27 protein-coding genes are annotated in these 25,913 nt (G+C 59.8%); 12 read left to right on the top strand and 15 right to left on the bottom strand.

Annotated features, from left to right (window positions below):
- Nucleotides 1–249 precede the first annotated feature (249 nt).
- Nucleotides 250–1,245, bottom strand: coding sequence for a tRNA dihydrouridine(20/20a) synthase DusA (dusA, locus tag SNL23_RS20390; RefSeq protein ID WP_318303278.1), 996 nt, complete (start codon nt 1,243–1,245; stop codon nt 250–252).
- A 104-nt stretch (nt 1,246–1,349) separates the two neighbouring features.
- Entirely contained in the window at nt 1,350–1,487 is a 138-nt protein-coding gene (locus SNL23_RS20395) for a hypothetical protein (RefSeq protein ID WP_167410166.1), read from the bottom strand.
- A gap of 226 nt (nt 1,488–1,713) precedes the next feature.
- Here SNL23_RS20395 and SNL23_RS20400 point away from each other — a divergent pair, with 226 nt between their 5' ends.
- On the top strand, nt 1,714–1,947 hold the full coding sequence (locus tag SNL23_RS20400; RefSeq protein WP_318303280.1) for a hypothetical protein: 234 nt from the start codon (nt 1,714–1,716) through the stop codon (nt 1,945–1,947).
- Nucleotides 1,948–2,047: 100 nt separating this feature from the next.
- Here SNL23_RS20400 and SNL23_RS20405 read toward each other — a convergent pair whose 3' ends face one another.
- From SNL23_RS20405 to SNL23_RS20415, 3 genes are all read right to left on the bottom strand, one after another.
- Nucleotides 2,048–3,235: an MFS transporter gene (locus SNL23_RS20405; protein ID WP_318303282.1), complete on the bottom strand. Its 1,188-nt coding sequence runs from the start codon at nt 3,233–3,235 to the stop codon at nt 2,048–2,050.
- Between the two features lie 116 nt (nt 3,236–3,351).
- Entirely contained in the window at nt 3,352–4,242 is an 891-nt protein-coding gene (locus SNL23_RS20410; RefSeq protein WP_318303283.1) for an alpha/beta fold hydrolase, read from the bottom strand.
- Complete coding sequence (locus SNL23_RS20415; protein WP_318303285.1) at nt 4,239–5,315, bottom strand: sugar phosphate isomerase/epimerase family protein; 1,077 nt, start codon at nt 5,313–5,315, stop codon at nt 4,239–4,241. The genes SNL23_RS20410 and SNL23_RS20415 overlap by 4 nt, the downstream gene beginning before the upstream one ends.
- A 109-nt stretch (nt 5,316–5,424) precedes the next feature.
- On the opposite strand from SNL23_RS20415, the gene SNL23_RS20420 reads away from it, so the two are divergent.
- Nucleotides 5,425–6,051 carry a TetR/AcrR family transcriptional regulator gene (locus SNL23_RS20420; RefSeq protein ID WP_076017263.1) on the top strand — a complete coding sequence of 209 codons (627 nt, stop codon included), beginning with the start codon at nt 5,425–5,427 and terminating at the stop codon, nt 6,049–6,051.
- A gap of 276 nt (nt 6,052–6,327) precedes the next feature.
- Nucleotides 6,328–7,974 (top strand): malate dehydrogenase (quinone), encoded by a 1,647-nt coding sequence (gene mqo / locus SNL23_RS20425; RefSeq protein WP_076017264.1) that lies wholly within the window; start codon nt 6,328–6,330, stop codon nt 7,972–7,974.
- Nucleotides 7,975–8,061: 87 nt separating this feature from the next.
- Here mqo and SNL23_RS20430 read toward each other — a convergent pair whose 3' ends face one another.
- A complete protein-coding gene (locus SNL23_RS20430; protein WP_167662606.1) occupies nt 8,062–8,715 on the bottom strand; it encodes an NADPH-dependent F420 reductase in 654 nt (217 codons plus the stop codon).
- A gap of 97 nt (nt 8,716–8,812) precedes the next feature.
- Between SNL23_RS20430 and SNL23_RS20435 the strand changes: the two genes are divergently transcribed.
- The gene (locus SNL23_RS20435; protein WP_318303287.1) at nt 8,813–9,709 is read left to right on the top strand and encodes a LysR family transcriptional regulator; all 897 of its coding nucleotides are present in this window, start codon (nt 8,813–8,815) and stop codon (nt 9,707–9,709) included.
- Here SNL23_RS20435 and SNL23_RS20440 read toward each other — a convergent pair.
- Nucleotides 9,706–10,554: a LysR family transcriptional regulator gene (locus SNL23_RS20440; protein ID WP_076017267.1), complete on the bottom strand. Its 849-nt coding sequence runs from the start codon at nt 10,552–10,554 to the stop codon at nt 9,706–9,708. The genes SNL23_RS20435 and SNL23_RS20440 overlap by 4 nt on opposite strands.
- A 97-nt stretch (nt 10,555–10,651) precedes the next feature.
- Between SNL23_RS20440 and SNL23_RS20445 the strand changes: the two genes are divergently transcribed.
- Both SNL23_RS20445 and SNL23_RS20450 read left to right on the top strand, forming a co-directional pair.
- Nucleotides 10,652–11,551, top strand: a complete 900-nt coding sequence (locus SNL23_RS20445) for a DMT family transporter (protein WP_318303288.1) — start codon at nt 10,652–10,654, stop codon at nt 11,549–11,551.
- A 157-nt stretch (nt 11,552–11,708) separates the two neighbouring features.
- Nucleotides 11,709–12,038, top strand: coding sequence for a YXWGXW repeat-containing protein (locus SNL23_RS20450; RefSeq protein ID WP_063032202.1), 330 nt, complete (start codon nt 11,709–11,711; stop codon nt 12,036–12,038).
- 15 nt (nt 12,039–12,053) lie between these two features.
- Here SNL23_RS20450 and SNL23_RS20455 read toward each other — a convergent pair whose 3' ends face one another.
- Together SNL23_RS20455 and SNL23_RS20460 are read right to left on the bottom strand one after the other, a co-directional pair.
- Nucleotides 12,054–12,428 (bottom strand): hypothetical protein, encoded by a 375-nt coding sequence (locus SNL23_RS20455; RefSeq protein WP_318303289.1) that lies wholly within the window; start codon nt 12,426–12,428, stop codon nt 12,054–12,056.
- Nucleotides 12,401–12,655, bottom strand: a complete 255-nt coding sequence (locus tag SNL23_RS20460) for a hypothetical protein (RefSeq protein ID WP_318303290.1) — start codon at nt 12,653–12,655, stop codon at nt 12,401–12,403. The genes SNL23_RS20455 and SNL23_RS20460 overlap by 28 nt, the downstream gene beginning before the upstream one ends.
- A gap of 114 nt (nt 12,656–12,769) precedes the next feature.
- On the opposite strand from SNL23_RS20460, the gene SNL23_RS20465 reads away from it, so the two are divergent.
- Nucleotides 12,770–13,162, top strand: coding sequence for a RidA family protein (locus tag SNL23_RS20465; protein WP_076017270.1), 393 nt, complete (start codon nt 12,770–12,772; stop codon nt 13,160–13,162).
- Nucleotide 13,163: 1 nt separating this feature from the next.
- On the opposite strand, the gene ppnN is transcribed toward SNL23_RS20465, so the two are convergent.
- Together ppnN and SNL23_RS20475 are read right to left on the bottom strand one after the other, a co-directional pair.
- Nucleotides 13,164–14,537: a nucleotide 5'-monophosphate nucleosidase PpnN gene (gene ppnN, locus SNL23_RS20470; protein ID WP_003218868.1), complete on the bottom strand. Its 1,374-nt coding sequence runs from the start codon at nt 14,535–14,537 to the stop codon at nt 13,164–13,166.
- Nucleotides 14,538–14,684: 147 nt separating this feature from the next.
- Nucleotides 14,685–15,509 carry an aspartyl/asparaginyl beta-hydroxylase domain-containing protein gene (locus SNL23_RS20475; protein WP_167662601.1) on the bottom strand — a complete coding sequence of 275 codons (825 nt, stop codon included), beginning with the start codon at nt 15,507–15,509 and terminating at the stop codon, nt 14,685–14,687.
- 383 nt (nt 15,510–15,892) lie between these two features.
- On the opposite strand from SNL23_RS20475, the gene fabV reads away from it, so the two are divergent.
- Both fabV and SNL23_RS20485 read left to right on the top strand, forming a co-directional pair.
- Nucleotides 15,893–17,086: an enoyl-ACP reductase FabV gene (gene fabV / locus SNL23_RS20480; protein WP_076017272.1), complete on the top strand. Its 1,194-nt coding sequence runs from the start codon at nt 15,893–15,895 to the stop codon at nt 17,084–17,086.
- Nucleotides 17,087–17,186: 100 nt separating this feature from the next.
- Nucleotides 17,187–17,810 carry an HAD family hydrolase gene (locus SNL23_RS20485; RefSeq protein WP_076017273.1) on the top strand — a complete coding sequence of 208 codons (624 nt, stop codon included), beginning with the start codon at nt 17,187–17,189 and terminating at the stop codon, nt 17,808–17,810.
- On the opposite strand, the gene SNL23_RS20490 is transcribed toward SNL23_RS20485, so the two are convergent.
- Nucleotides 17,807–18,712: a LysR family transcriptional regulator gene (locus SNL23_RS20490; protein ID WP_318303291.1), complete on the bottom strand. Its 906-nt coding sequence runs from the start codon at nt 18,710–18,712 to the stop codon at nt 17,807–17,809. The two genes, SNL23_RS20485 and SNL23_RS20490, sit on opposite strands and share 4 nt — an antisense overlap.
- A gap of 103 nt (nt 18,713–18,815) precedes the next feature.
- Between SNL23_RS20490 and SNL23_RS20495 the strand changes: the two genes are divergently transcribed.
- Complete coding sequence (locus tag SNL23_RS20495; RefSeq protein ID WP_318303293.1) at nt 18,816–19,985, top strand: aspartate aminotransferase family protein; 1,170 nt, start codon at nt 18,816–18,818, stop codon at nt 19,983–19,985.
- A 61-nt stretch (nt 19,986–20,046) separates the two neighbouring features.
- Here the strand turns inward: SNL23_RS20495 and punR are convergent, their stop codons facing one another.
- Nucleotides 20,047–20,976 (bottom strand): DNA-binding transcriptional activator PunR, encoded by a 930-nt coding sequence (punR, locus tag SNL23_RS20500; RefSeq protein WP_318303294.1) that lies wholly within the window; start codon nt 20,974–20,976, stop codon nt 20,047–20,049.
- A 122-nt stretch (nt 20,977–21,098) separates the two neighbouring features.
- Here punR and punC point away from each other — a divergent pair, with 122 nt between their 5' ends.
- Entirely contained in the window at nt 21,099–22,292 is a 1,194-nt protein-coding gene (punC, locus tag SNL23_RS20505; protein ID WP_076017277.1) for a purine nucleoside transporter PunC, read from the top strand.
- Here punC and SNL23_RS20510 read toward each other — a convergent pair.
- Together SNL23_RS20510 and SNL23_RS20515 are read right to left on the bottom strand one after the other, a co-directional pair.
- Entirely contained in the window at nt 22,289–23,122 is an 834-nt protein-coding gene (locus tag SNL23_RS20510) for a nucleoside-binding protein (protein ID WP_318303295.1), read from the bottom strand. The genes punC and SNL23_RS20510 overlap by 4 nt on opposite strands.
- A gap of 144 nt (nt 23,123–23,266) precedes the next feature.
- Nucleotides 23,267–24,217, bottom strand: coding sequence for a LysR family transcriptional regulator (locus SNL23_RS20515; protein WP_318303296.1), 951 nt, complete (start codon nt 24,215–24,217; stop codon nt 23,267–23,269).
- A 172-nt stretch (nt 24,218–24,389) separates the two neighbouring features.
- Between SNL23_RS20515 and SNL23_RS20520 the strand changes: the two genes are divergently transcribed.
- Nucleotides 24,390–25,901, top strand: coding sequence for a nucleobase:cation symporter-2 family protein (locus SNL23_RS20520; RefSeq protein ID WP_318303297.1), 1,512 nt, complete (start codon nt 24,390–24,392; stop codon nt 25,899–25,901).
- Nucleotides 25,902–25,913 lie beyond the last annotated feature (12 nt).

A 25,913-nucleotide genomic window follows, 5' to 3' on the forward strand; every position in this document is an offset into this window, starting at 1 on the left:
TGCATTCGATCGTTTGCGAGGGCAACAACCTGAAAACGGCCGTTTGAATCACCGGCCACTGCTGAATAGGAGGCCAAAACAGCCGGCAGGTTCAACCCAACTGCCCGATGACCACCCGATCAAACGTTGGGAGCAGCCTTGCCTCTGCAGCCACCCCCATCTTCCTGACATCCCCCCATCCAAATGTGGGAGCGGGCTTGCTCGCGAAGGCGTCGTGTCAGCCACCCAATAAACCCACTGACACCCAAATCACCGCCCCTCCAGCAACTCCCCAGCCTTATCCAGCAACGCCAGCGGATCACTGGCCTTATGAATATCCACCGACAACAACTGCCGAAACTTCCGCGCCCCCGGGAAACCGGTCCCCAGCCCCAATACGTGGCGCGTGATGTGATGCATCGAGCCGCCTGTCGCCAAGTGTTCGGCTATATAAGGACGCAACTGCGCGAGCGCCTCGGCGCGGGTGATCACAGGTGCAGTACTGCCAAACAGCTGCTGATCCACCTCGGCCAACAAATACGGATTGTGATAAGCCTCGCGACCCAGCATCACACCGTCGAAGGTCTGTAGATGTTCCTGGCACTGTTCGAGGGTCTTGATTCCGCCGTTGAGGATGATCTCCAGTTCAGGGAAATCCTGCTTTAACTGCGCCGCCACGTCATAGCGCAACGGAGGAATGTCCCGATTCTCCTTCGGTGACAGCCCTTCCAGAATGGCGATCCGCGCATGCACGGTAAAACTGGTGCAGCCCGCGTCCTTCACCTGGCCGACGAAATCGCACAGCTCGGCATAACTGTCCCGGCCGTTGATGCCGATGCGGTGCTTTACCGTCACCGGGATCGAGACCGCGTCCTGCATCGCCTTCACGCAATCCGCCACCAAGGCAGGGTGAGCCATGAGGCAGGCGCCAATCATATTGTTTTGCACCCGGTCGCTGGGGCAGCCGACGTTTAGGTTCACTTCGTCGTAGCCGGCGTCCTGGGCCATGCGGGCGCAGGCGGCCAGGTCGGCGGGGACGCTACCGCCCAACTGCAGGGCGAGTGGATGCTCGGCCTCGTTATGGCGCAGGAAGCGTTCGTGGTCGCCGTGGAGGATTGCGCCGGTGGTGACCATCTCGGTGTAGAGGAGGGCGTTCTTGGAGAGTAGGCGCAGGAAGTACCTGCAGTGCCTGTCAGTCCAATCCATCATCGGAGCAACAGAGAAGCGACGGGAGAGCGATGGCGTTGGTGCTATAGGTGAGGACATTAGGATCTGAGATGGATAAGGCGAAGGGCGGACAGTTTAACAGGAATGGTCCTGGTCCCGTGGTGGTCAGTGCCAGAGCTTCAGCCACCCTGGCACGGTTCAGCTTATTTCTTCTTTTTGTCCGGCGCTTGAGTCAACGCTGAAGCCGCCACCGATTTCACATCCGGCGGAGTGGTTGGATCCGCCAGCAGCTTGGCTGCTTTTGAAGCGACGCTTTCACTGGTTTTTTCGTCTTTAGCCATTACTTGAGCTTCCCTCTAAGTAGACCGCCGGTTCATCTGAATTGATAACTGGTCGGCTCTAATATGTAGGGGCTAGCTGTTGATATCGCCAATCAGAATATGTGCCGGGATAATTCGTCGCCAAAACGACATCAACATGAACCGATCCTTTCCCACGGCAAAGTTTCATAATTCCCACCATCATTGAGGCCTACGCTCAGCCCATAAGCCCAAAGGGAACTGAAAAATGATCTCCAATATCTTCAAGGTCGTGACGGTCGCTGGCACTTTGCTGTTAGCCGCTTGTTCGTCGGGTTCATCGGGCATGAGTAGCGACCTGAGTAGCGACCCGTGTTTTTCAGGGGGATGCCAGGCCTTTGGGGACCATAGCCCCAGCAAAGCCGCCAAGATGAATTTTGGCGGCAATGCGCTGGGGAGTAGTTACGGGGAGTATGGTTCGGGGTTGTTGCATGATGACTGACTGAGCGGGGGGGCAGTCATTTACTCGGTGACTGACCCACCGCTTTCGCGAGCAAGCCCGCTCCCACATTGGATTGTGGGCGGGCGTTGGAGGTGTGGCGTCAGTGGCCGCCTTTCATGCGGCGGGCGATCAGGTAGATGCCCAAGCCAACCAGTGCCGTGGCCGCGCCAATGTAGCCGGTGCTGGTCCACCCATACCCCGCTGTAATCGCCATACCACCCAGCCACGGTCCCAGCGCATTCGCCAGGTTGAATGCCGCGTGGTTGGACGCCGCCGCCAGGCTCGGTGCCTCATGCGCAATGTCCATCAAGCGGATTTGCAGCGGCGCGGCCATGGCGATCATGGTGCCGACCAGGCCGATGCCCAGCAGTACGCTCCACAGCGAACTCGCGGCGAAGGTGAAGAAGATCAGCACGGCCATCGACCACACCATAATCCAACCCACTGCGCGAAATTGCAGGCGATCGAACAGCTTGCCGCCGGCGATGTTGCCGATGATGCCGCCCACGCCAAACGCGGCCAGACCGAAGGGAATCCACTGCGGCGAGACTTTGGTCACTTCGAGCATGGTCGGTGCCAGGTAGCTGAACACGCAGAACATCCCGGCAAAACCAATAGCACCAATGGACAACGCCATCCACACCTGTGGTTTGGTGAAAGCGCGCAGTTCTTTGCGTGGGTCGCTGCGGGGTTCGTCGTGGCGATCCGGTACGAATTGCCAGACCAGCGCGATGGTGCACAGGGCGATGGCGCTGACCAGTGCAAACGCCGAGCGCCAGCCCAGGTGTTGACCGAGGAAGGTGGCGATGGGGTTGCCGAGCAGCATGGCCAGGGTCAGGCCCATCATCACTCGCGCGACAGCGCCGGCACGTTTGTCGTTGGGCACCATGCTGGAGGCGACCACCGCGGCGATGCCGAAGTAGGCACCGTGGGGCAGGCCGCTGATAAAGCGGAAGGCCACCAGCGAGCCGAACGTCGGGGTAAACGCCGTGGCCAGGTTGCCCAGGGCATAAAGGCCCATCAGCAACAGAAGCATGTGTTTACGCAGTAACTTGGCGCCGAGGATCGCCAGCAGCGGGGCGCCGACCATCACGCCCAGCGCATAGGCGCTGATGGCGTGGCCGACTTGCGGTTCGCTGAGATTGAGGTTGTGGGCGATGTCGGGCATCAGGCCCATGATGGCGAATTCGCCGGTGCCGATAGCGAACGCGCCCACGGCCATGGCAGCTTCCATTTTGGCGGCGCTGCGCGCGGGCAGCAGGTGCCCGGGGGTTTGGTGGATAGACATGGATCGCTCTGTTTGGATGGATGACACGGTGGAGAGCCGCCGATGCTACGCAAGCAGCGGCTAGGGTGTCTAGAACAGCCTTTTGCGCGAGCGTTCCATCTCTTTGGCGAAAGCCTTCATTCCGATGTGTGCTCCTCCAGGAAGTCCAGCAAATGCCCGCAAAACACTTGCGGCGCTTCTTCCATCACGAAATGCCCGCAGTCAGCAATGATCGCCCCGCGCAGGTCAGATGCGCGCCCCTCCAGCGTCACCAGCGGTGCGTCGTTGGTGGCGTGTTCGGCACCGATGGCTAACACCGGCATTTCCAAAAGGCGAGTTGCTCGGCATTGGTTTTGTCGGATGGTTTCGGGAATCGCGCGGTAATAATCAAACCCTGCGCGCAGCCCACCTGGGGATGAATAGGCGCGGATGTAGACGTCGGAGGCGACGGCATCGCGGTGAAAGGCCCAGCGATCAAACATGAAATTGAGATAGGTTTCTTCACGTCCGGTAATCAGCGCTTCGGGCAGGTCCTGGACTTGATTGAATAGAAAGTGCCAGAGAAAGATGTTCTGTTGCGGCGCGACGAATATCGGGGGCGGTGGGGCAAGGCCAGGTATGACGGCTTCGGTTAGGGTGAGTGTACGCACGGCCTGTGGCTGGTCACTCGCCAGCGCATAACCCACCCACATCCCGACGTCGTGTCCCACGACGTGGTAACGCGTGATATCAAGCGCCAGCAAGGCCCTGTGCAGCACATCGGCAATATTGCCGGTGTCGTAGCCCTTTTCAGGCTGATCTGAATTGCCCAGCCCTGGCGGGTCCACGGCGATAGCCTTGAAGCCCTTATCAGCCAAGGCTTGCATGACATGTCGAAAGGCGTACCAGGTTTGTGGCCAGCCCGGTATCAGCAACACGGGGGCGCCGCTGCCTGCCATCACGCAGTGGAGCTTCCTGCCATCAACTCGCACGTAATGATGAGTGAACCCGTCGGCGGAACTCAGGGATGTAGCATTCGCTGCGTTCATTGGCGTGCCTCAAGCGGTTGAGTCAGGCCGAGCATGGCCTGGATTTGCTGCGGGTTTACCGGTGCTCCGGCGAAGTCATCGAAGATGCGCTCGGTGACGCCGATGATGTGGCGGTTGATGAAATCAACGCCTTCCCGAGCGCCGTCCTCCTGGTTTTTCAGGCAGCACTCCCATTCCAGCGTCGCCCAGCCTGGGTAATCGTATTGGGCAAGCTTGGAGAAGATGCCTTTGAAATCCACCTGCCCATCCCCCAGCGAGCGGAAGCGTCCAGCACGCTCGGCCCATGGGCTGTAGCCGCCGTAGATGCCTTGGCGGCCAGTGGCGTTGAACTCGGCATCCTTGACGTGAAACATGCGGATGAAAGATTGGTAAATGTCCAGGTAGCTCAGGTAATCCAACTGCTGCAGCACAAAGTGGCTAGGGTCGAACAGGATTTTGCAGCGCGAATGCTGGCCTACGCGCTCATAGAAACGCTCGAAGCTGGTGCCGTCGTGCAGGTCCTCACTGGGGTGGATCTCGTAGCAAAGGTTGACGCCGTTTTCTTCAGCCAAATCCAAAAGTGGTCGCCAGCGTCGTGCCAACTCGTCGAATGCGGCGTCGATGAGCCCTTCCGGGCGTTGGGGGAAGGGGAACAAATAGGGCCAGGCGAGGGAGCCGGAAAACGTGCCCAGGTCTGCGAGCCCCAGCCGTTGGGAGGCGATGATGCTCATCCGCATGCGTTCGATGGCCCACTCCGTGCGTGCCTTGGGGTTACCCCGCAAAGGCGCAGGGATGGACGCATCCCACATCGCGTCGTAGGCAGGATGCACGGCGACCAACTGGCCGAAGATGTGGCTGGTCAGTTCGCTGATCTGCAAACCGTAACCAGCGAGCTTGTCATTGATCTCATCGCAGTAGCTTTGGCTGCGGGCTGCCAGTTCGACGTTGAAAAAGCGGGTATCCCATGCGGGAATCTGCAGCGCTTTGAATCCCTTCGCTTTGGCCCACCCAGCGATGCTGTCCAGGCTGTTGAACGGCGGTTCGTCATGGCTGAATTGCGCCAGATGCAAGCTGGGGCCTTTAAGAGTACGCATCGAAATGTTCCTATTGTTTGTCGGTCGACAAAGAATAGGGGCGCAGGTTTGTTAACGTCAACCCGATATGCGTTAAAGTGACGAAATTACACCGACAGGTAACTGATTAATGGCCGGACGTCCGCGCGAATTTGATAGGGAAGCCGCTCTGGAGCGCGCCATGTGGCTATTCTGGGAGCAAGGTTACGAGGGCACGAGCATGTCTGCGTTGGTAGCTGCCCTGGGGATTGCTTCGGCGAGGATCTATGCTGCTTTTGGCAGTAAAGAAGCGTTGTTCCGCGAAGCCGTGGCCTTGTATGAACAAGATGAAGGTGGTTTTGCTGACCGCGCGCTGCAGATAACGGGTGTGAGAGAGGCGATCAGGCGCATGTTGGACGATGCCATCACCACCTATACGCAGCCCGGTCGGCCCAGTGGTTGTCTGGTCGTCAGTGCCGCAAGCAGTACCAGCCCGGACGGCGACGATATTCAGCAATGGTTGCGTGAACACCGCAGGCAACGCACCGATTCAATCATCGCCAGGCTGCAGCAAGCCAAGGCCTGCCAGGAGCTTGGCGAGGACGCAGATGTGCAGGCCATGGGCGATTTTTACGCGACCTTCCTGCACGGTATTTCGATTCAGGCACGGGATGGTGTGCCTGCCGACCGCCTGCGTCAGTCGGTCGACCTGGCGTTAAGCCTGCTGCCCGTAGAACCACCGAGTCTAGAACAGACGCCCGATCTCGTCCGAGCGTGATATTCTGCGCGCCATCTTGGTCTAGTCTCTATCGGGTACGTACATCCGTATACGTCCCGGCGGTTGGCTGTCGCCCAGGTAGCTGAAGCCAATAATGATAAGAAGTCAGCGCAGAAGGGACATAAAAGTGAGGTCGATACGTCGGCCTTGTGTGCCCACCCTGCGGTCCCCGAATGAATGTGCAAACCCCGCGGTGCGTTGCCTGGCGCAGCGTGATGAAGGTTGCCCATGATCAGGGGCGGTGGGGCGGATGGCGTTTTATCATAGGTGCTACTGATGTTTAAAAAAGTAAACACTGCCCTGCTGGGGCTGGCTTTGTCGATGGGGATCACTTCCGTTCACGCGGAAGAGGCAAAGAAAGTCGATGTGCTGCTGATCGGCGGCGGCATCATGAGTGCGACCCTGGGTGTGTGGCTCAATGAGCTGCAACCGGATTGGTCGATGGAGATGGTCGAGCGCCTTGATGGCGTGGCCGAAGAAAGCTCCAACGGCTGGAACAACGCCGGTACCGGTCACTCGGCTTTGGCTGAGCTGAACTACACCCCGGAAGACAAGAACGGCAACGTTGAAATCCCGAAAGCGGTCGAGATCAACGAAGCGTTCCAGATCTCCCGTCAGTTCTGGTCCTGGCAGGTTCAGCAGGGCGTCCTGAAGAACCCGCGTTCGTTCATCAACTCCACTCCGCACATGAGCTTCGTGTGGGGTGATGACAACATCAAGTTCCTGAAGAAGCGTTACGAAGCGCTGCAAGCCAGCCCGCTGTTCGCCGGCATGCAGTACTCCGAAGACCCGGTTCAGATCAAGAAGTGGGTTCCGCTGATGATGGAAGGGCGTGACCCGAACCAGAAAATCGCGGCCACCTGGACCCCGATCGGTACGGACGTGAACTTCGGCGAGATCACCCGCCAGTTCGTCGCTCACCTGCAAACCACGCCGAAGTTCGACCTGAAACTGTCGAGCGAAGTGCAGGACATCACCAAGAACGCCGATGGCACCTGGCGTGTCAGCTACAAGAACCTGAAAGACGGCACCAAGACTGAAACCGACGCCAAGTTCGTGTTCATCGGCGCGGGCGGCGGTGCACTGCACCTGCTGCAGAAGTCGGGCATTCCTGAAGCCAAGGAATACGCGGGCTTCCCAGTTGGCGGTTCGTTCCTGGTGACCGATAACGCAACGATTGCCGAGCAGCACCTGGCCAAGGCCTACGGTAAAGCTTCGGTTGGCGCACCGCCGATGTCGGTTCCGCACCTGGACACCCGCGTGCTGGATGGCAAGCGCGTGATTCTGTTTGGCCCATTCGCGACCTTCTCGACCAAGTTCCTGAAAGAAGGCTCGTACCTGGACCTGCTGACCAGCACCACCACCCACAACATCTGGCCAATGACCAAAGTGGGTATCCGCGAATACCCACTGGTCGAGTACCTCGCCGGCCAACTGATGCTGTCGGATGACGACCGCTTCAAGGCGCTGCAAGAGTACTTCCCGAACGCCAAGAAAGAAGACTGGCGCCTGTGGCAAGCCGGTCAGCGTGTGCAGATCATCAAGCGTGACGAAGAGCAGGGCGGCGTCCTGAAACTCGGTACCGAAGTGGTCAGCTCGGCTGACAACACCATTGCAGGACTGTTGGGTGCATCGCCAGGCGCGTCCACCGCGGCTCCGATCATGCTGACCGTGCTGCAGAAAGTGTTCAAGGAACAGGTTGCTTCCCCGGCGTGGCAGGAAAAGCTGCACCAGATCGTGCCTAGCTACGGCACCAAGCTGAACGACAGCCCGGAAGCCGTTGCAAAAGAATGGGCCTACACCGCCAACATTCTGCAACTGACCCCTCCGCCAGCGATTCCGCAGTTGACTGCTCCTAAAGCCACCGAGGCTGCCAAGCCTGCGGCTGAGCCGAGCAAGCCAGCTTCTGACATCGCGCTGTAAGACGTTGGCGAGGTCCTGATTCAGGATCAACCCGATGTAAAAAAAAGCCCGCTGAACCGGTAACGGTCAGCGGGCTTTTTGCAGGTGTTACCAGCGCGCGGGCAACTCGACCTGGCGCTCTGCAGCTGCCAACGCTGCCTTCAGTCCCTCTTTATCCAGAGGTATGCAGTACGCCGGCTTGGCGCGTTCAAACCTCCAGCTCTCATCCAGCCCACCGGCATCTACTGCGTCGAAGCCGATCTCGTCCAACAGGGCGATGACTTGCGCCTTGGCTGCCGGGTCATCCGCTGCGACCGGGAGCGCACGCCGGTCCGGCGCACCGCGGGTGCGGGCGTCCTGAGTCAGGTCCGGCGCCAGGATGGCATTGAACACTTTCACTACATTCGACTGCGACAGATGCTCGGCCACCAACCGGCTGGTGGTGGTTTCGAAACGGTCGAGCACCGGAATATGGCCGTCGCGATTCGGGTAGTAGTTGTTGGCATCCATCACGGTTTTGCCTTCCAGCCACTGCGCCGGCACGCTGCGGTAATGCTCGAACGGAATGGCCAGCAGCACTAATTCGCCAAATTGCGCCGCCTCTTGCGCGGTGCCCACTTGAACCCCACGAATGCCACTCAGCACGCTGCTCATGGACTGCGGGCCACGGGAGTTGCTCAACATCACTTCATGGCCGGCGGCCAACGCCAATTGCGCAACAGCGCGTCCGATAAAGCCTGCTCCGATGATGCCAATTTTCATGTCGGTGCTCCTTGGTTGAGAGAGCCGTTATGATGATTGGCTACTGGATGAGGATAAATGGCCGTTCTGGTCTGAGTGTTGTTACTGGGAGTGGTGAATGATGGATCGCCTTTCAAGCATGAGTGCCTTTGTGATGGCTGCCGAGCTGGGGTCCTACGCCCGGGCCGCCGAGCGCCTGGAAATGTCGCCACAGATGGTGGCCAAGCATGTGGCGGCCCTGGAGCAGCGCCTGGGCGCACGCTTGCTCAACCGCACCACGCGCCGACAAAGCCTGACGGAGCTGGGAAGCGCGTACTACGAGCGTTGCAAACATATCCTGACGGAAGCAGAGGCGGCGGACTCCCTCGCGCAGATCATGAATGACACGCCGCGGGGCAAACTCAAAATCAGCGCCCCCGTGACCTTTGGCTCTTACAGCCTGATGCCGCTGGTGACCGAATTTTTACGGGACAACCCCGAGGTCGAAATCGACCTGCACCTGACCGACCGCTTTGTCGACCTGGTGGAGGAGGGCTACGAAGTGGCGTTTCGCATCGGCCCGCTGGCGAACAGCAGCCTCACCGCAAGGCCGCTGCAGCCCTATCGCCTGGTGGTCTGCGCGTCGCCGAAGTACCTGGCCGAGCGAGGCACGCCACTCACGCCCGCAGACCTTGAACACCACGAGTGCCTGGGATACGCCTATTGGTCACGCCCGGCTGACCGTGAATGGTCGTTCTACCAAGGCTCCGTGTTGCACAAGGCGCAGGTCGCCAGCCGCCTGCACGTGAATGAAAGCCGGGCCCTGATGTCTGCCGCGCGGGATGGTTTTGGGATTGTGCTGGGGCCTGAGGATTTTTTACGTTCGGCCTTGAACAGCGGCGAACTGGTACGCCTGCTGCCGGACTTCGAGGCGCCGAGCCGGCAGATGCATCTGCTCTACACCGCGAACCGCCAGCGCACCGCTAAGCTGCGGCGATTTATCGACGCGGTGCTGCTGCGTTTCGGCCCGCCCTAAACGCTGTAGCCGGATTTGACTTGTTCATACACATGCAGCGCTAACAGGTTGCTGCTATCGCAGAGCAAATACAGATGATGCACCGGCAACGGCGGCAATTCTGCCCCGGCGATCACCCGCGTCAATCCCTTGCCCATCCGGCTCTCTTCCACCAAACCCACCGCCATCCCGCTGCGGATGCAGGCTTCAACGGCCGGCGAACTCGCGCTTTCCAGCAGCACCCGATAGTAAGTGCCGTGCTCCTTCAGGGCCCGAATCGCTGCGGCGCGATAGGGGCAACCTGACAGTTGCACGGCAATCGGCAGCGGCGCCTGCGGTGGATAGCTGAAGTGTTCGGCGGCGACCCATAGCGGCTGGATTTCCCCCAGGCGCTCGCCTTGTTCCAAGGGCTGGGCGCTGACAATCAGGGCCAGGTCCAGCTGCTTGCTGCTGAACAACGTCAGCAGTTCGCCACTGGAGCGCGCTTCTACCTCCAGCTCCAACAGTGGGTTGTCGACGACCAGGCGGGGCAGGAAGTCCTGCATGAAGTCCGGGGCATATGAATCAGGTAGACCCAGGCGGATTTTGCCCTGCATGCGTTGCGGCGTGAGCGAGGCCAGCAAGCGGTCGTGGCTCTTGAGAAACTCGGTGGTTTCACCCAGAAGTTTCTTGCCGTACATGGTCAGCTCAACCCCTTGGTTGCTGCGGCTGAACAGGCGTTGGCCGACCTGATCTTCGAGCTTTTTAATTTGCGTGGTCACCGTCGAAGCACTGCGGTGCACGTGATTGGCCGCTTCGTTGAATCGCTGAAAGCGGGCAACGGCGTGGAAGGTACGCAATAGATCGATGTTCAGTTGTTTGCTCATGATTCCACTTTTCAGGATTAGTGGTGCGGCTTATTCAAATATACAGAATCATGCGCGGCACTTAGCCTTTTGGTCAATCAAGCGAACCGGAGGCTCAATGAAACGATCAACCTTAGGGCTGCTGCTGTTACAGATGGTGTTCGTCCTGTCTTGGAGTTCGGGCTTTATCGGCGCGAAATTGGCGACCCAGAGTGACGGTATTTTCAATGTGCTGTTTTGGCGTTTTTTATTGGTGTCGTTGTGCCTGGCGCTGTTTTTGAACGTGCGACTGCTGAAGGTTTCCTGGGCGCAGATCCGCCATCACGCGGTGGTCGGTTTCCTCTCGCAGTTTCTGTATTTGACCTGTGTCTACGTGGCGATCCAGAACGGCTTGCCGCCGGGGATTGCGGCGATCATCGCCGCATTGCAGCCATTGATGACGGCGGCACTGTCATCGGCCAGCGTGGCCGAGCGCAGTGGTGGCTGGCAATGGCTGGGGTTGATGATCGGTTTCGCCGGCGTGTCGATTGTGATCGCGGGTCAATACCGCAACAGCGGAGCCGAAGTCGGGTTGGTCATGTATTTACTGCCCCTGGTGTCGGCGCTCGGTCTGACCGTGGCCACGCTGTACGAACGCCGGTCGGCCCAGACCCAGTCCGGTGACCTCAGCCTGGCGCTGTTTATTCAGTCATTGCTGACTTTGATCGGATTTGCGGCGGCAGTGCTGTACACCGATACGCTGAGCATTCCCCGGGCTCCCAATGTGTTGGTTTCCATCATTTGGCTGACGGTGTTTTCAACCTTCGTGGCTTACCTGAGTTTGTGGATGTTGCTGCGGGTCATGACAGCCACCCATGTGGCGGCATTGGTGTACCTGGAACCGCCGGTGACACTGGTGTGGGCCGCACTGATGTTTGGCGATGTGATTTATGCCTCCACGTACATAGGTATCGCCGTGGTGGTGGCGGGGCTGATTTTGGTGCGTTTGAAACAACCGGCCGTAGCGTGTACATCCTGAAATGGTCAGTTTTTCTTTACCTGCCGTCCGCCCGTGGGTTCAGCAATCTGACAGTTGGCACCTGTTAAAAAGTCTTATAGCCAAGCAGGAGCGCGGCTGGAACAAGGGGGCATTTTTACTGGTGTAAACGCTGGGCGGTGACGCCCGAGGATTCTGTATGTTGTTACGTTATGCGGCATTGGCGGCTCTGGTCGTCGCGGCTTCCGGGTGTGTAGAGGAGCGGGTCGTGCATGATCGACGACCGGTGCAGCGTGAATATGTAGAAGTCGTCGCGCCGCAACCGCCGCCGGTGCAGGTCATCGAGGTCGAGCCGGAAGGGCGACCTGGCTACCTGTGGTCGCGTGGCTACTGGCGTTGGGAAGGCGGGCGGTATGTGGCGGTGCATGGTCACTGGGAGCCGGAGCGCCCGGGTTATCGCTACGTGCATCCGCATTGGGTACAGCGCAATGACGGCTATCACTGGCAAGGCGGCGGTTGGGTTCGCTGACCATTTTTCAATGGCTTAAATCGGCTTCTGTATACCCAGAAGCCGAACTTCCCTGAGCAGCGCCGCGCCTAACTGGCCGGTGCCGAGCTCCTTGTAACCTACGGCTTTTACATCACCGTTCTCTTCCGCCTGGATGAGGATCACCGGTGTTTCCTTCCCTGTGCCTTCGTCAACATGCATCGCGTATTGCGGGATATCCAGCTTGATCGGCGTGCCTGCCGGCTTGCCCTTCACATTGATCAGAAACGCGGCACAACCGGTGTCCACATCCTGGCTGGTAGCGGAACGACCGCTGACGAAGCAGGTGACGGGCAGGTCGGGCCAGGTGATGGATTCGGCGAGGGCGAGAGTGGGGATCAGCGTCAGGAAAAGTAGTGTGAGTTTGCGCACTTTAGTTCTTCCAGATTTGGGTCAGTCGTCATGTGTATGACGCGGATAGGCCGAAGGTTACGCGAACCGTGAAAGAGAGTTCCAGCCAGCCAGGAGGATTTTGACGCCTGTTTGGCGCAGGCTTGTGTCATCTGATCAATGCTGATCGGTTTGTCGAGGCAACGAATCAAACCTTTCAGCGCTTGAACGCTGACTGTTGTTGGTTGAGGCTCGGGTTTGTTGTTCATTGACCCGGTTCCTTGGGCAAACTTTTGGATGCGCTGAGTAGCGCCAGGCGGTAAAAGATAGCCCAACCGCTTTCTTCCCGGCATCGAATACTGCTGCTCAAAGAGATACAACATATGACCGACCGCCACCTCATCATCCCCACCTCCATGCACCCCATCGTCGAACGCGCTGGCTACGTCCCGGCCGTAAAAGTCGGCAAGACGTTGTACTGCGCAGGCCAGGTCGGCCGCACGGAAAACCTGGAAGTCATCACCGACCCCGAGGCGCAGTTCATCGCCGCCTGGGAGAGCCTGAGGCTGGTATTGGAGGAGGGTGGGTGTACCTTCGAAGACGTGGTCGACATGACCACCTACCACGTGAACCTGAGCGAACACATGGCGGTTTTCCGTGAAGTGAAAAACCGCCTGTTCCCGAGAGGGTTGTGCGCCTGGACGGTCATTGGCGTATCAGAACTGGCCAATCCGGGCTTGCTGCTGGAGATCAAGTGCGTAGCGGTTCAGCGCTGACTCACTGCACCACGCGGTAGCACGGTACATACGCCGCGCCGCCCGGCAGTTTCATCCGGTGCTGCTCCACAAATGCCTTCAGCAACTCGTCCAGCGGCTTCATGATCGCCGGGTCGCCATGAATCTCATACGGCCCGTTCTGCTCGATCAAGCGGATGCCCTTGTCCTTGACGTTGCCCGCCACGATCCCGGAGAACGCCCGGCGCAGGTTGGCCGCCAGTTCATGGGGCGGCAGGGCGTGGCTCAGTTGCAGGCTGGCCATGTTGGCGTGGGTCGGGTCGAACGGGCGCTGGAAGCCTTCGTCGATCTTCAGCAGCCAGTTGAAGTGGAACGCGTCGTTGCGCTCGCGGCGGAACTGTTTGACCGCTTTCAAGCCGACAGTCATCTGCCGCGCCACTTCGGCCGGGTCGTCAATGATGATCTGGTAGTGGGCCTGCGCTGCTTCACCCAAGGTTGCGCCGACGAACGCGTGCAACTGTTGCAGGTACGGCGCGGCGTGTTTCGGCCCGGTGAGGATCACCGGGAACGGCACGTCGCGGTTGTCCGGGTGCATCAGGATGCCCAGCAGGTACAGGAACTCTTCGGCGGTGCCGGCGCCGCCCGGGAAGATGATGATGCCGTGGCCGACGCGCACGAAGGCTTCCAGGCGCTTTTCGATGTCCGGCAAAATCACCAGCTCATTCACGATCGGGTTCGGCGCCTCGGCGGCGATGATCCCAGGCTCGGTCAGGCCCAGGTAGCGCCCGCCGGTAATGCGTTGCTTGGCGTGGGAAATGGTCGCGCCCTTCATCGGGCCTTTCATCACGCCGGGGCCGCAGCCGGTGCACACGTCGAGGCTGCGCAGGCCGAGCTCATGGCCGACTTTCTTGGTGTATTTGTATTCTTCGGTATTGATCGAGTGCCCGCCCCAGCACACCACGATCTTCGGCTCGACGCCCGGGCGCAGGGTGCGAGCGTTGCGCAACAGGTGGAACACGTAGTCGGTGATGCCCTGGGAGCTGCTCAGGTCGATGCGCTGGCTGTCCAGTTCGTTTTCGGTGTAGACGATGTCGCGCAGGGCGCTGAACAGCATTTCCCGGGTGCTGGCGATCATTTCGCCATCGACGAAGGCGTCGGCCGGTGCGTTTAGAAGTTCGAGGCGTACGCCGCGGTCCTGCTGGTGGATGCGCACTTCGAAGTCTTTATAGGCGTCGAGGATGGTCTTGGCGTTGTCGATGTGCGCGCCGGTGTTGAGGATGGCCAGGGCGCATTGACGGAAGAGGGTGTAGATGCTGCCGGTACCGGCTTCGCTCAGTTGCTGGACTTCACGTTGCGACAGCGTTTCGAGGCTGCCTTTAGGGCTTACGGAGGCATTGATGACTTGTCTTTGGGGCATTCTGATTCCCTGAAAGCACAGCCACCGGACCATGGAAGGCCCGTGGCTTGAGGATAGTGCGCGCCGTTTTCGGTCGCATTGGACTGGCATTTTCCCCGGCACTGGAGCCGAGCGCAAACACCGTCGCGCACCATCATGCCGCAGAAGTTACTGAATCAGCTTCCAGTTTTTGTAGAAAAACCGCCGCAAGGTAAAGACCGCTCCGGCAAAGCCCGCGATCAGGCCGTTAAGCAAGGACGGCACCAGGGTTGGCCGCACGATATCGATAAACAGGCAGTAGCGCTTGGCGTCGTTCTTGTTGAAGGAGGCGTGCATCAGCGTGTCATCGAAGATAAACAGCGGGTCATCGTGCCAGTAGTGCTTGTGCTTGCCGACCTGGATGTACACGCCGTCGTGATGGGGCGCCGGTGCCATGTTGTAGAGCACGCGGAACATCATGCGCAGCGGGCCGAAGTGAAACGAGGTGGAACGGTTTTCGTTGAATACCGACACGCCGATGGTTTTCACGTAGGGCAGTTTTTCCCGCAGTTGCGGGATATCCAGGGTGGTCTCGATCGGGCGACCGTACCATTGGAAAAACAGCATGCCGCGTTTTTTCTCGGCCATGCGCTCATCCAGGTACTGGATGATTTCGTCTTTGTTGGCCATGGCGTCGTCGATCACCTTTTGCAGGTCTTCGCGCCAGGCTGGCGGCAGGTCGTTCATCTTGTAAACGTGGCGATTGCGCAGGCTCAACAAATCAAACAGCGTGTTGAACGGTGCCAGCAGCCAGGTATTGCGGCCGTTGCCGACGAAGTACTTCTTGATGGTCGGGCCGTCGTACAAGCCATTGCGCAGGAAGTCATACAGCCCGCAGAACACCACCAACAGCAGAAACACGAGGGTGGTACGCGGGAAGCAATAAATGAACAGCAATACGCCAAGGACCCAGGCGGCGGACGCCAGGCGTTTGCGGATGACACTCTTACTCATGAAACTGGGCTCCATCGGGCGGTTTTCGATTGCTTCAAAATCGCCCGATCCTGGGCTGGCAAGGCCAGGCAGATGAACGTAAATCCCTATGGCGGGTGCCGGATTTGAAACATGTCGAAATAATATCGCCATCATAAGGGGTTATTTAGCCGCCGGGCGGTTTAAATATTGCGAAATTGTGAAGGTCGAGCACAGTTTTTTACCACTGCCCCCGCAAACCACCGCAGTTGTGCGCCGGATCAAACGCTTGGCGGATAGCATTTTGTGAACAGAAGATTTGCGACTATCGTGACGCTTCGGTTTTCCGGACGTCATAGACCGGTACGATTGACGCTGTAAAGGCCACCATTGGCCTTCGGCACCTTGGAAGAGGCAGAAATTTTATGATCATCAAACCGCGGGTTCGTGGCTTTATCTGTGTGACCGCTCACCCGGTTGGCTGTGAAGCGAACGTCAAAGAGCAGATCGACTACGTGACCGAACACGGTGCCATCGCAGGCGGCCCGAAAAAGGTGCTGGTCCTCGGGGCTTCCACCGGCTACGGCCTGGCCGCGCGCATCAGCGCTGCCTTTGGCTGCGGCGCCGACACCCTGGGCGTGTTTTTTGAGAAAGAAGGCGAAGAAGGCAAGCTCAGCTCTGCCGGCTGGTACAACAGCGCCGCCTTCGAGAAGTTTGCGCTGGAAAAAGGCCTGTATGCCAAGAGCATCAACGGCGATGCGTTCTCCGACGAGATCAAGCGCCTGACCATCGAAACCATCAAGAAAGACCTGGGCAAGATCGACCTGGTGGTCTACAGCCTGGCCGCGCCACGCCGTACCGACCCGCAAGGCGTGGTGCACACCTCCACCCTGAAACCGATCGGCAAGGCCGTGACCCTGCGCGGTATCAACACCGACAAGGGCATCGTGGTCGACACCACCCTTGAGCCGGCTACCCAGGAAGAAATCGACGGCACCGTGAAAGTCATGGGCGGCGAAGACTGGCAGCTGTGGATCGACGCCCTGCGTGACGCCGACGTGTTGGCCGAAGGCGCCAAGACCACCGCGTTCACCTACCTCGGCGAGAAACTGACCCAGGATATCTACTGGAACGGCTCCATCGGCGAAGCCAAGAAGGACCTCGACAAGAAAGTCCTGACCCTGCGCGACAACCTGGCTGCACTGAAGGGCGACGCCCGTGTGTCGGTACTCAAGGCTGTGGTGACCCAGGCCAGCTCGGCGATCCCGATCATGCCGCTGTACCTGTCGCTGCTGTTTAAAGTGATGAAAGAGCAGGGCACCCACGAAGGTTGCATCGAACAGGTCTATGGCCTGTTCAAGGACAGCCTGTATGGCAAAGAGCCCAAGCTCGACGCCGACGGCCGCCTGCGTGCCGACCTGAAGGAACTTGAGCCGAAGGTTCAAGACGCGGTAGCGGCCCTGTGGAATCAGGTCTCTGACGACAACGTCAACGAGATCAGCGATTTTGCCGGCTACAAGGCAGAATTCCTGCGCCTGTTCGGTTTCGAGATCGACGGCGTGGACTACGACGCTGACGTCAATCCGACCGTGAAGATCAAGGGCCTGGTTCAGGCTTAAGCGCTTCGGGTAATGAAAAAGCGGCCTCCAGGGGCCGCTTTTTTGTGCGCGTCATGCCAGACTGAGGCCGTTATCACACCCACGCTAACGGAGGATCTTCATGACGATTCGTGCAGTCGTTTTTGATTTCGGCGGTGTCCTGTTCGACTGGAACCCGCATCATCTCTACCGCCAGCTGATTGCCGACGACCATGAACGCCAGCAATTCCTGGACACCGTCTGCACCCAGGCCTGGAACACCGAGCAGGACGCCGGGCGCACCCTGGCCGAGGCGACCCGCACGCTGATTGCCGAACATCCGCAGCATGAACCACTGATCCAGGCGTACTACGACCGCTGGCACGAGATGCTGCGTGGTTCATTGCCTGAGGGCGTGGCGATCCTCGAAGCCTTGCATGAGGCAAAGATGCCGCTGTTCGGCCTGACCAACTGGTCCGCCGAAACCTTTCCCTATGCCCGAGCCAACTACCCGTTCCTGCGATATTTTCGCGACATCGTGGTGTCTGGCGAAATCAAGTTGATCAAGCCCGATCCCGCGATCTACCACGCCAGCCTGGCGCAGGTGCGCGCCCATCTGCCGGATATCCAGCCGGGGGAGGTGGTGTTTATTGACGATGTAGTCGGCAATATCGACGCGGCCATTGCGCTTGGCTGGCAAGGGATTCACCACGTATCTGCCGGGCAGACCCGCGAACGCTTGCGCGAACTCGGGGTGGACCTCTAGCGCGCCCACTTCTCCATGACGAAATCCACAAATGCCCGCAGCTTGGGTAGGCGATAACGGTCTTGGGCGTACAGCAAGTGCATTGGTCGGCTGGGCAGTTGGTAGTCCGTCAGTAATGCCACCAGTTTCCCGGCCCGCAAGTCTGGCTCGACCAAGGCGTCAGGCAGCATCACGATGCCCATGCCTTCCAGTGCAGCCTGGCGCAAGGCCTGCGAACTGTTAATGGTCAACGAGCCGGAAACGGGGATTTCCACGTCGCCCTCTGCGCCGCGCATTCGCCACAACTTGTCGGCGTTGCGCCAATCGTCGGTCGCCGGGTAAGCGAACGCCAGGCAGTCATGTTGCTGCAGATCATCGGGGCGTTGAGGTGTGCCACGTCGCGCCAGGTATTCCGCAGAGGCGCAGAGGGTGATGGTGTAATCCTGCATGGGGCGCGCAATCAGGCTTGGAGCGTCCAGGTCACCCAAGCGGATGGCCACGTCAAAGCCGCTGTCGACCATGTCCATCCGCTGGTTGCTCAGCACCACGTACAGCTTGATCTGTGGATAGCGTTGGGAAAATTCGCTGAGTGCGGGTGCCAGGCGCTCGGTGCCAAAAGCCGGTGGTGCGGTGATCCGCAGCAGGCCCTTGGGCACGTCACTGTTGGCTTGTTCGGCCATCTGCTCGGAGTCGGCCACCAGGCCCAGCACCTCCAGGCAACGCTGGTAATAAATCCCGCCAAACTCGGTCAGGCTTTGCTTGCGTGTGGTGCGCTTGAGCAAGCTGACGCCCAGCCTTTGCTCCAGGGCACGCAGGTGATTGCCGACCATGGTGGTGGACATGCCGCATGACTGCGCGGCGGCCGTCATGCTGCCGGCTTCCACCACTTTCACGTACACCGTCATCGCCTGGAACAGATCCATTATCAAGTCCTGGTTTAAAGTGATTGCAGATTTACGCAGTTTATCCAGCTCAGATGGCTAACGATACTGGCGCCATCACTACGATGCACTGGAGCTTGATGCCATGACCGCCGCCTGCCTGATGACCACTTATCAACCGTCGCCCCTGAGCTTTACCCGTGGCCTTGGCACGCGCCTGTGGGACCAGCAGGGTCGCGAATACCTGGACGCCGTGGCGGGCGTGGCGGTGACCAACGTCGGTCACTCCCACCCGCGCCTGGTGACGGCCATCAGTGAACAGGCGGGCTTGCTGCTGCACACCTCCAACCTCTACAGCATCGACTGGCAGCAGCGGCTGGCCCAACGACTGACCCAGCTTTCCGGGCTGGACCAGGCGTTCTTCAACAACTCCGGTGCCGAAGCCAACGAGACGGCACTGAAGCTGGCCCGGCTGCATGGCTGGAAAAAGGGCGTCGAACAGCCGCTGGTGGTGGTGATGGAGAATGCCTTTCACGGGCGCACCCTGGGCACCATGTCCGCCAGTGACGGACCTTCCGTGCGGCTAGGGTTTCAACAGTTGCCGGGGGATTTTATCAAGGTCGGCTTTGGTGACTTGAAGGCGCTGGAAGCCGTGACCCAGAAGTTTGGTGCGCGCATTGTCGCGGTGCTGCTGGAGCCGATCCAGGGTGAAAGCGGCGTGCAAGTCGCGCCGCCGGGTTATCTGAAAGCCTTGCGCGAGCACTGTACCCGGCAGGGCTGGTTGTTAATGCTCGATGAGATCCAGACCGGGGTCGGCCGCACCGGTCGCTGGTTTGCCTTCCAGCATGAAGGCATCGTGCCGGACGTGATGACTTTGGCCAAAGGCCTGGGCAACGGCGTGCCGATTGGCGCGTGCCTGGCCCGGGCTGCTGTTGCGCAACTGTTCACGCCCGGAAGCCACGGCAGCACCTTTGGCGGCAACCCGCTGGCCTGTCGCGTGGGTTGTACAGTGCTGGAAATCATCGAAGAACAAGGCCTGCTGTACAACGCGGCGCAACAGGGCGAGCGGCTGCTGGCGCGCCTGCGGGTGGAGTTGAGCGAACATCCCCAGGTACTGGCGATTCGCGGGCAAGGGCTGATGATCGGCATCGAACTGGCAACACCTCACCGCGACCTGGCCCAGCGCGCGGCGCAAGAGCATGGCCTGCTGATCAACGTCACGCGGGGCAAGATCATTCGCCTGCTGCCGCCGCTGACTATCGATGGCAAGGAGGTGGAAATGATCGTGCGTGCGCTTTCCCGGTTGCTGGACTAGACATGGATGAGGCTGACGCGGAGCGTCACTGGCTGCATTCCCACGCAGAGCGTGGGAACGATCAGGGGTAGCCGGAGCCCACCTGCACCCCGTTCAGCCATTCCTGATTCAGGGTCTCGGTATCCCCCAGGTAATCCAGCAACCACGCCATGGCCGGCGACAGTTTGTTCTGCGCCCACGCCACACACGACGGGCTGGCGGGGAAGGGCCGGGACAGTTGCAGGGCGCTCAACTCGCCACGCTCGATCCATGGCTGCACCAGGTGCGCCGGCGCCATGCCGACGCACAGGCCGTCCCGCAGGCAATCAATCGCCGAAGCCCAATGCGGCACCACCAACCGGCGCTGGTTATCCAGGGTCCAGGTGTCGCGCTTGGGCAGGTTGCGTGAGGTGTCGGTCATGCACAGGGAGGCGAAGGGCCGTAACTGGTCATCGCTGAGCAGGCCTTCTACGGACGCAAGCGGATGCCGACTGCTGACCACGCACAGCCAGTTCAACAGGCCCATGTCGCGAAACGTGAATTGACTGGCCACCGGTACCGCGCTGGTGGCGCCGATCACGATGTCGGTACGGTCATCGGCCAGGGCATCCCACACGCCGTTGTACACCTCGTATTCCATCAGCAATTCCACCTCCGGGAACTGGCGATAGAAATCCAGCACCAGTTGCCGGCAGCGCTGCTGTTTGACGATGGAGTCCACCGCGACTTTCAACTGACCGCTCCAGCCATTCGCCACTTGCTGGCACAGCCGACGGGTGCCGAGCATTTTTTTCATGACGCCCCGGGCCTCGTCGACGAACAATTTACCGGCGGGCGTCAGCTCTACGTCTCGATGACGTCGGACAAACAACGGTACCGCCAGCCATTCTTCGATTTGCCGCACGGTATAGCTGATGGCCGACGGCACGCGGTGCAGTTCCTGGGCGGCGGCGCTGAAGCTACCGTGGCGGGCTACCGCATCCACCACATCGAGGGAATATTCAGACCACATGAAAGTTGCCTTCAAAAATATTGATAAGAGCGTTCAATTATTATCGCTTCACAGGGAAATGCTCAGCTTCATAATAGGCGCCAGTCAGCAAATAGTTTGATGGCAGTTTATACAAGGCTTCAATGAAAAATTCTTTTGGATTCACCTGGTACCTGGCGGGGCTGAGCATGCTCGGCTATCTGGCCATGGATATGTACTTGCCGGCGTTTGGCGCCATGGGCGAGCAACTGCAAATTTCCCCCGGCGCCGTGGGCGCAAGCCTGAGTATTTTCCTCGCCGGCTTCGCCGTCGGGCAGTTGTTGTGGGGGCCGTTGTCCGACCGGCTTGGGCGCAAGCCGGTCCTGCTCACCGGCCTTTCCCTGTTTGTTCTGGGTTGCCTGGGCATGTTCTGGGTCGAGACCGCGCCGCAGCTGTTGGCCTTGCGTTTTGTCCAGGCGATTGGCGTGTGCTCCGCCGCTGTCAGTTGGCAGGCACTGGTGATCGACCGCTACCCGGCGGACAAGGCGCATCGGGTGTTCGCCGGCATCATGCCGCTGATGTCACTGTCTCCGGCCCTCGCGCCACTGCTGGGGGCGCTGATGTTGAATCATTGGGGCTGGCAGGCGATCTTCGGTGTGTTGTTGGTGGTGTCGTTGCTCCTGCTGCTGCCCACGTTGTTTCTCCGGCCGCTGCCGAAACGCCTGACAACCGATGCCGAACCTTCCCGGCTCGGCTATGGGCAACTGCTCAAGTCGCGGGTGTTCACCGGCAACGTGATGATCTTCGCCGCATGCTCGGCCAGCTTCTTCGCCTGGCTTACCGCCTCGCCGTTCATCCTCGGCGGCATGGGCTATAGCCCCAACGACATCGGCTTGAGCTACGTGTTGCCAACGCTGTCGTTCCTGATCGGTGGCTACAGTTGCCGCAGCGCGTTGCAGCGGTTCCAGGGCAAGACCTTGTTGCCGTGGTTGCTGCTGGCGTACTGCATCAGCATGGTCGCGCTGTACCTGGTCGCGACCTTGACCGTGCCGACGCTTGCCACCTTGCTGATTCCGTTCTGCCTGATGGCGCTGGTCAATGGCGCCAGCTATCCGATCGTGGTGGCGAATGCGCTGATGCCGTTTGCGGAAAATTCCGGCAAAGCGGCAGCCTTGCAGAACACCTTGCAGTTGGGCCTGTGCTTTCTCGGGAGCCTGATTGTGTCGTCGATGATCGACCAGCCGCTGTTGATCACCGCGATTGTGATGCTGGCGACCGCGCCATTGGCCGTGTTGGGCTACTGGATGGCACGGCCGAAGGTTGACGATGCGGATGCCGACCTGGTGCGCGCCCGCTAGAACGTCACTTCCATGTTCACCGTCGGCGTTGATGTGCGGCTGCCCCGGCCGCCGTCCACGCCGAACTTGTTATGCCAATACTCGTAACCCACCCCCAGGTACAGGTTCGGCTTGACGCTCTTTCCCGGGCGCACCGCCACCATTAGCGCGGTGCGCATCAGGGTTTCAGGCGCTGTATCGCGGCCATGGAAGTCCTCGCCTTTTTCCCCTACGTGATTGATAAACCCCTGAAACTTCGCCCCGTGGTTGCCGATCTCGAAAGGCCGCATCCAGGTCACGTTGAGCATGTAGGTATCGTCGAAGGTGTGGTCGGGTTCTTTCGCACCGGGGATGCCGGAATGGTTCCTTTCCTTGTAGTACATCAGGCTCAGGTCCAGCACGCCGACGGTGTTGAACTTCAAGGTCGGGCCAATCACCAGCGCACGTTTTTTCGCCGAGGCCAGGTTGTTGTTGCGGTTGGCATCAAAGCCGAAGGTCAGCGCGTAATCCTTGATCACCCCGGTGCCGAGCGGCACATCGAATACCCGTGAGGCGTACAGCTGGTGCCGGTACACGGCATACACTTCGCTGCCGCCGTGGTCGGTGCCCTTGCGCGGGTCGCGGCTGTCGGACAGGAACACATCGAGGTTCAGGTAGTTGCTGCCGTACTGGTAGCCGCTGGCGTGGGTGAAGCTGTAGATGCGCTTGCTGAAGTCGTCCGGGTTGTTCGGATTGGTGAACTGCTGTCCGTAGCGAAATCCTACGCTGTTGTTCATCCATTCCAGCGCGACAGCCTCCCCGCCGCCGAACAGTGTGAGTAATACGGTTGCGCCGTGCAGTGCCTTTTTCATTGTTTTAATTCCTTTGGCGTTTTGGCTCATGGCGACCGCGCAAGGGTCGTCGGGCGCAGTATCTGCACATCCTTTGCGGGTTCCAAAGAACAGAATCTCGCCTGGGCCGATGCCGAAACGGCAGCACTGAAGCTGGCCTGAGAGTCAGGAAATACGTGGCGCCGAGGATGTTTCCTGATGTTCGCGCAAGCTGATTTCTTCACTGAGCAGATGGGCCATGGCTTGTACCGCCATCGGCAAGTCCCGGTCTTTGCGGGCGTACAAGCCGAGGTCGCTGAAGATCCCGCCCTGGTCGCTGAGTGGGATGTGCAACAGTTCGCCGCGGGCCAAATCAGCCTCCACGCCGATGCGTGTCTGGAACGCGATGCCCAGTTGCTGGCGCGCCAGTTGCCGGGCCAGCTCCATCGAATTGCTTTGCAGCAGCGGCTTGTTCGCCGCCGCCGAACGCTTGTGCAGCGGCGCGATCAGGTGATGAACCGAGAGTTCGCTCTTGGCCTGGATCACCCCGTGTTCACAGCAACGTGCATAACTCACGCACGCCTCGCCGGCCAATGGATGCCCCGGCGCCATCAGCGCACCCAAGCGGAAATGGCCGACACACACCTGGATGGTTTCGCTGCTGCGCGGTAACGCAAAAGCCAGCCCCAAGTCAGCCTGGCCGTTGATCACCGCACCGGGAATCGACTGCGAACCTTGCACCGTGACGCCAATGGTCACTTTCGGATAACGCTCACGCATGCGCTTGAGGGCGGCGGGCAGCAGTTCCACGGTGGCGCCTTCTACCGTGGCGATTTCAACATGGCCGGTCTGCACGCCGTTCAAGCCATCGAGTTCGCCGCGCACACGCTCGACATCCTGCAACAGAGCACTCACGTGACGGGTCAGGATCTCGCCGGCTGCCGTCAGGCGCAGCCCGCCGGGCAGGCGCTCGAACAGCGCCGCGCCCACTTCGTCTTCCAGCTTGAGGATCTGCCGGTTCACCGCCGAAGACGCCACGTTCAGGCGGCGCGCGGCTTCGCGGATCGAGTGGCAACGGCGAACCATGTCGAAGTAGTAAATCGCCGGAGCGTGGATGCGCAGCTTGCGGTTGAGCATTTTTTTCAAGTCCTTGTGCGCAGCACTTCGAGCCACGGGGCAGGGCGGCTGAATGGGTTTTTGTAACGCCGCTGGAGGTCTCTTTGTGAAATTGATTGTATACAACTCTATGGACATCCAATCTTTCTATTGCATACAGTGAGCGCACAACAAAAACAGAGAACCCCTCACCATGACTATCCCGAAGGCGTCACCGCAGCGGCCAGAAGATGAGAATCTCGGCGTCGCAGCCAACATGGCTTACGGCCTGCAGCATGTGCTCACCATGTACGGCGGCATCGTGGCCGTACCGTTGATCGTCGGCCAGGCTGCCGGGTTGTCGCCGGCGGATATTGGCTTGCTCATCGCCGCTTCGCTGTTTGCCGGTGGCCTCGCCACGCTGTTGCAAACCCTGGGGTTGCCGTTCTTCGGCTGCCAGTTGCCGCTGGTGCAAGGGGTGTCCTTTGCCGGGGTGGCGACCATGGTGGCGATCGTCGGCAGCGACGGCGCGGGCGGTATCCCGGCGATACTCGGGGCGGTGATGGCTGCGTCCTTGATCGGCTTGCTGATCACCCCGGTGTTTTCGCGAATAACCAAATTCTTCCCGCCGCTGGTCACCGGGATTGTGATCACCACCATCGGCCTGACCCTGATGCCCGTCGCCGCTCGCTGGGCCATGGGTGGCAACAGCCGCGCGGCGGATTTCGGCAGCATGCCGAACATCGGCCTGGCGGCGCTGACCCTGGTGCTGGTGTTGTTGCTGAGCAAGATCGGCAGCGCGACCATCTCGCGGCTGTCGATCCTGCTGGCGATGGTGATCGGTACGGTGATCGCGGTGTTCCTCGGCATGGCGGACTTCTCCAGCGTGACCCAGGGCCCGATGTTCGGCTTTCCCACACCATTCCATTTCGGCATGCCAACCTTCCATCTGGCGGCGATCATTTCCATGTGCATCGTGGTCATGGTGACGCTGGTGGAAACCTCGGCGGACATTCTCGCGGTGGGTGAAATCATCGACACCAAAGTCGACTCCAAGCGCCTCGGCAATGGCCTGCGCGCGGACATGCTGTCGAGCATGTTTGCACCGATCTTCGGTTCGTTTACCCAAAGTGCCTTTGCCCAGAACGTCGGGCTGGTGGCGGTGACCGGGGTCAGGAGCCGCTATGTGGTCGCCACCGGCGGGATATTTCTGGTGATCCTCGGCCTGCTGCCGTTTATGGGGCGAGTGATTGCTGCAGTGCCGACTTCAGTGCTGGGTGGGGCCGGAATCGTGCTGTTCGGCACCGTGGCTGCCAGTGGTATTCGGACCTTGTCCAAGGTTGATTACCGCAACAACATGAACCTGATCATCGTCGCCACTTCCATCGGTTTTGGCATGATCCCGATTGCGGCACCGAGTTTTTATGACCACTTCCCAAGCTGGTTCGCGACCATTTTCCATTCGGGGATCAGTTCGTCGGCGATCATGGCGATCCTGTTGAACCTGGCGTTCAACCATTTCACTACTGGCAACTCGGACCAGCAGTCGGTGTTTGTTGCCGGGACTGAGCGCAGCCTGTGCTTTCAGGACGTGGCGGCGTTGCGGGACGGGGATTACTTCAGCGGCGGCAAGTTGTTTGATGCCGAGGGCAAGGAGATTCCGTTACTGGCAGACGTGCCGAAGAAAGCGGTGGTGCAGGGCAGGGCGCAGACCAGCGAGGTGTAATAGTCACAACGC

Origin of the sequence: Pseudomonas sp. SED1, assembly GCF_034044025.1 — a bacterium.
Classification (GTDB): Bacteria; Pseudomonadota; Gammaproteobacteria; order Pseudomonadales; family Pseudomonadaceae; genus Aquipseudomonas.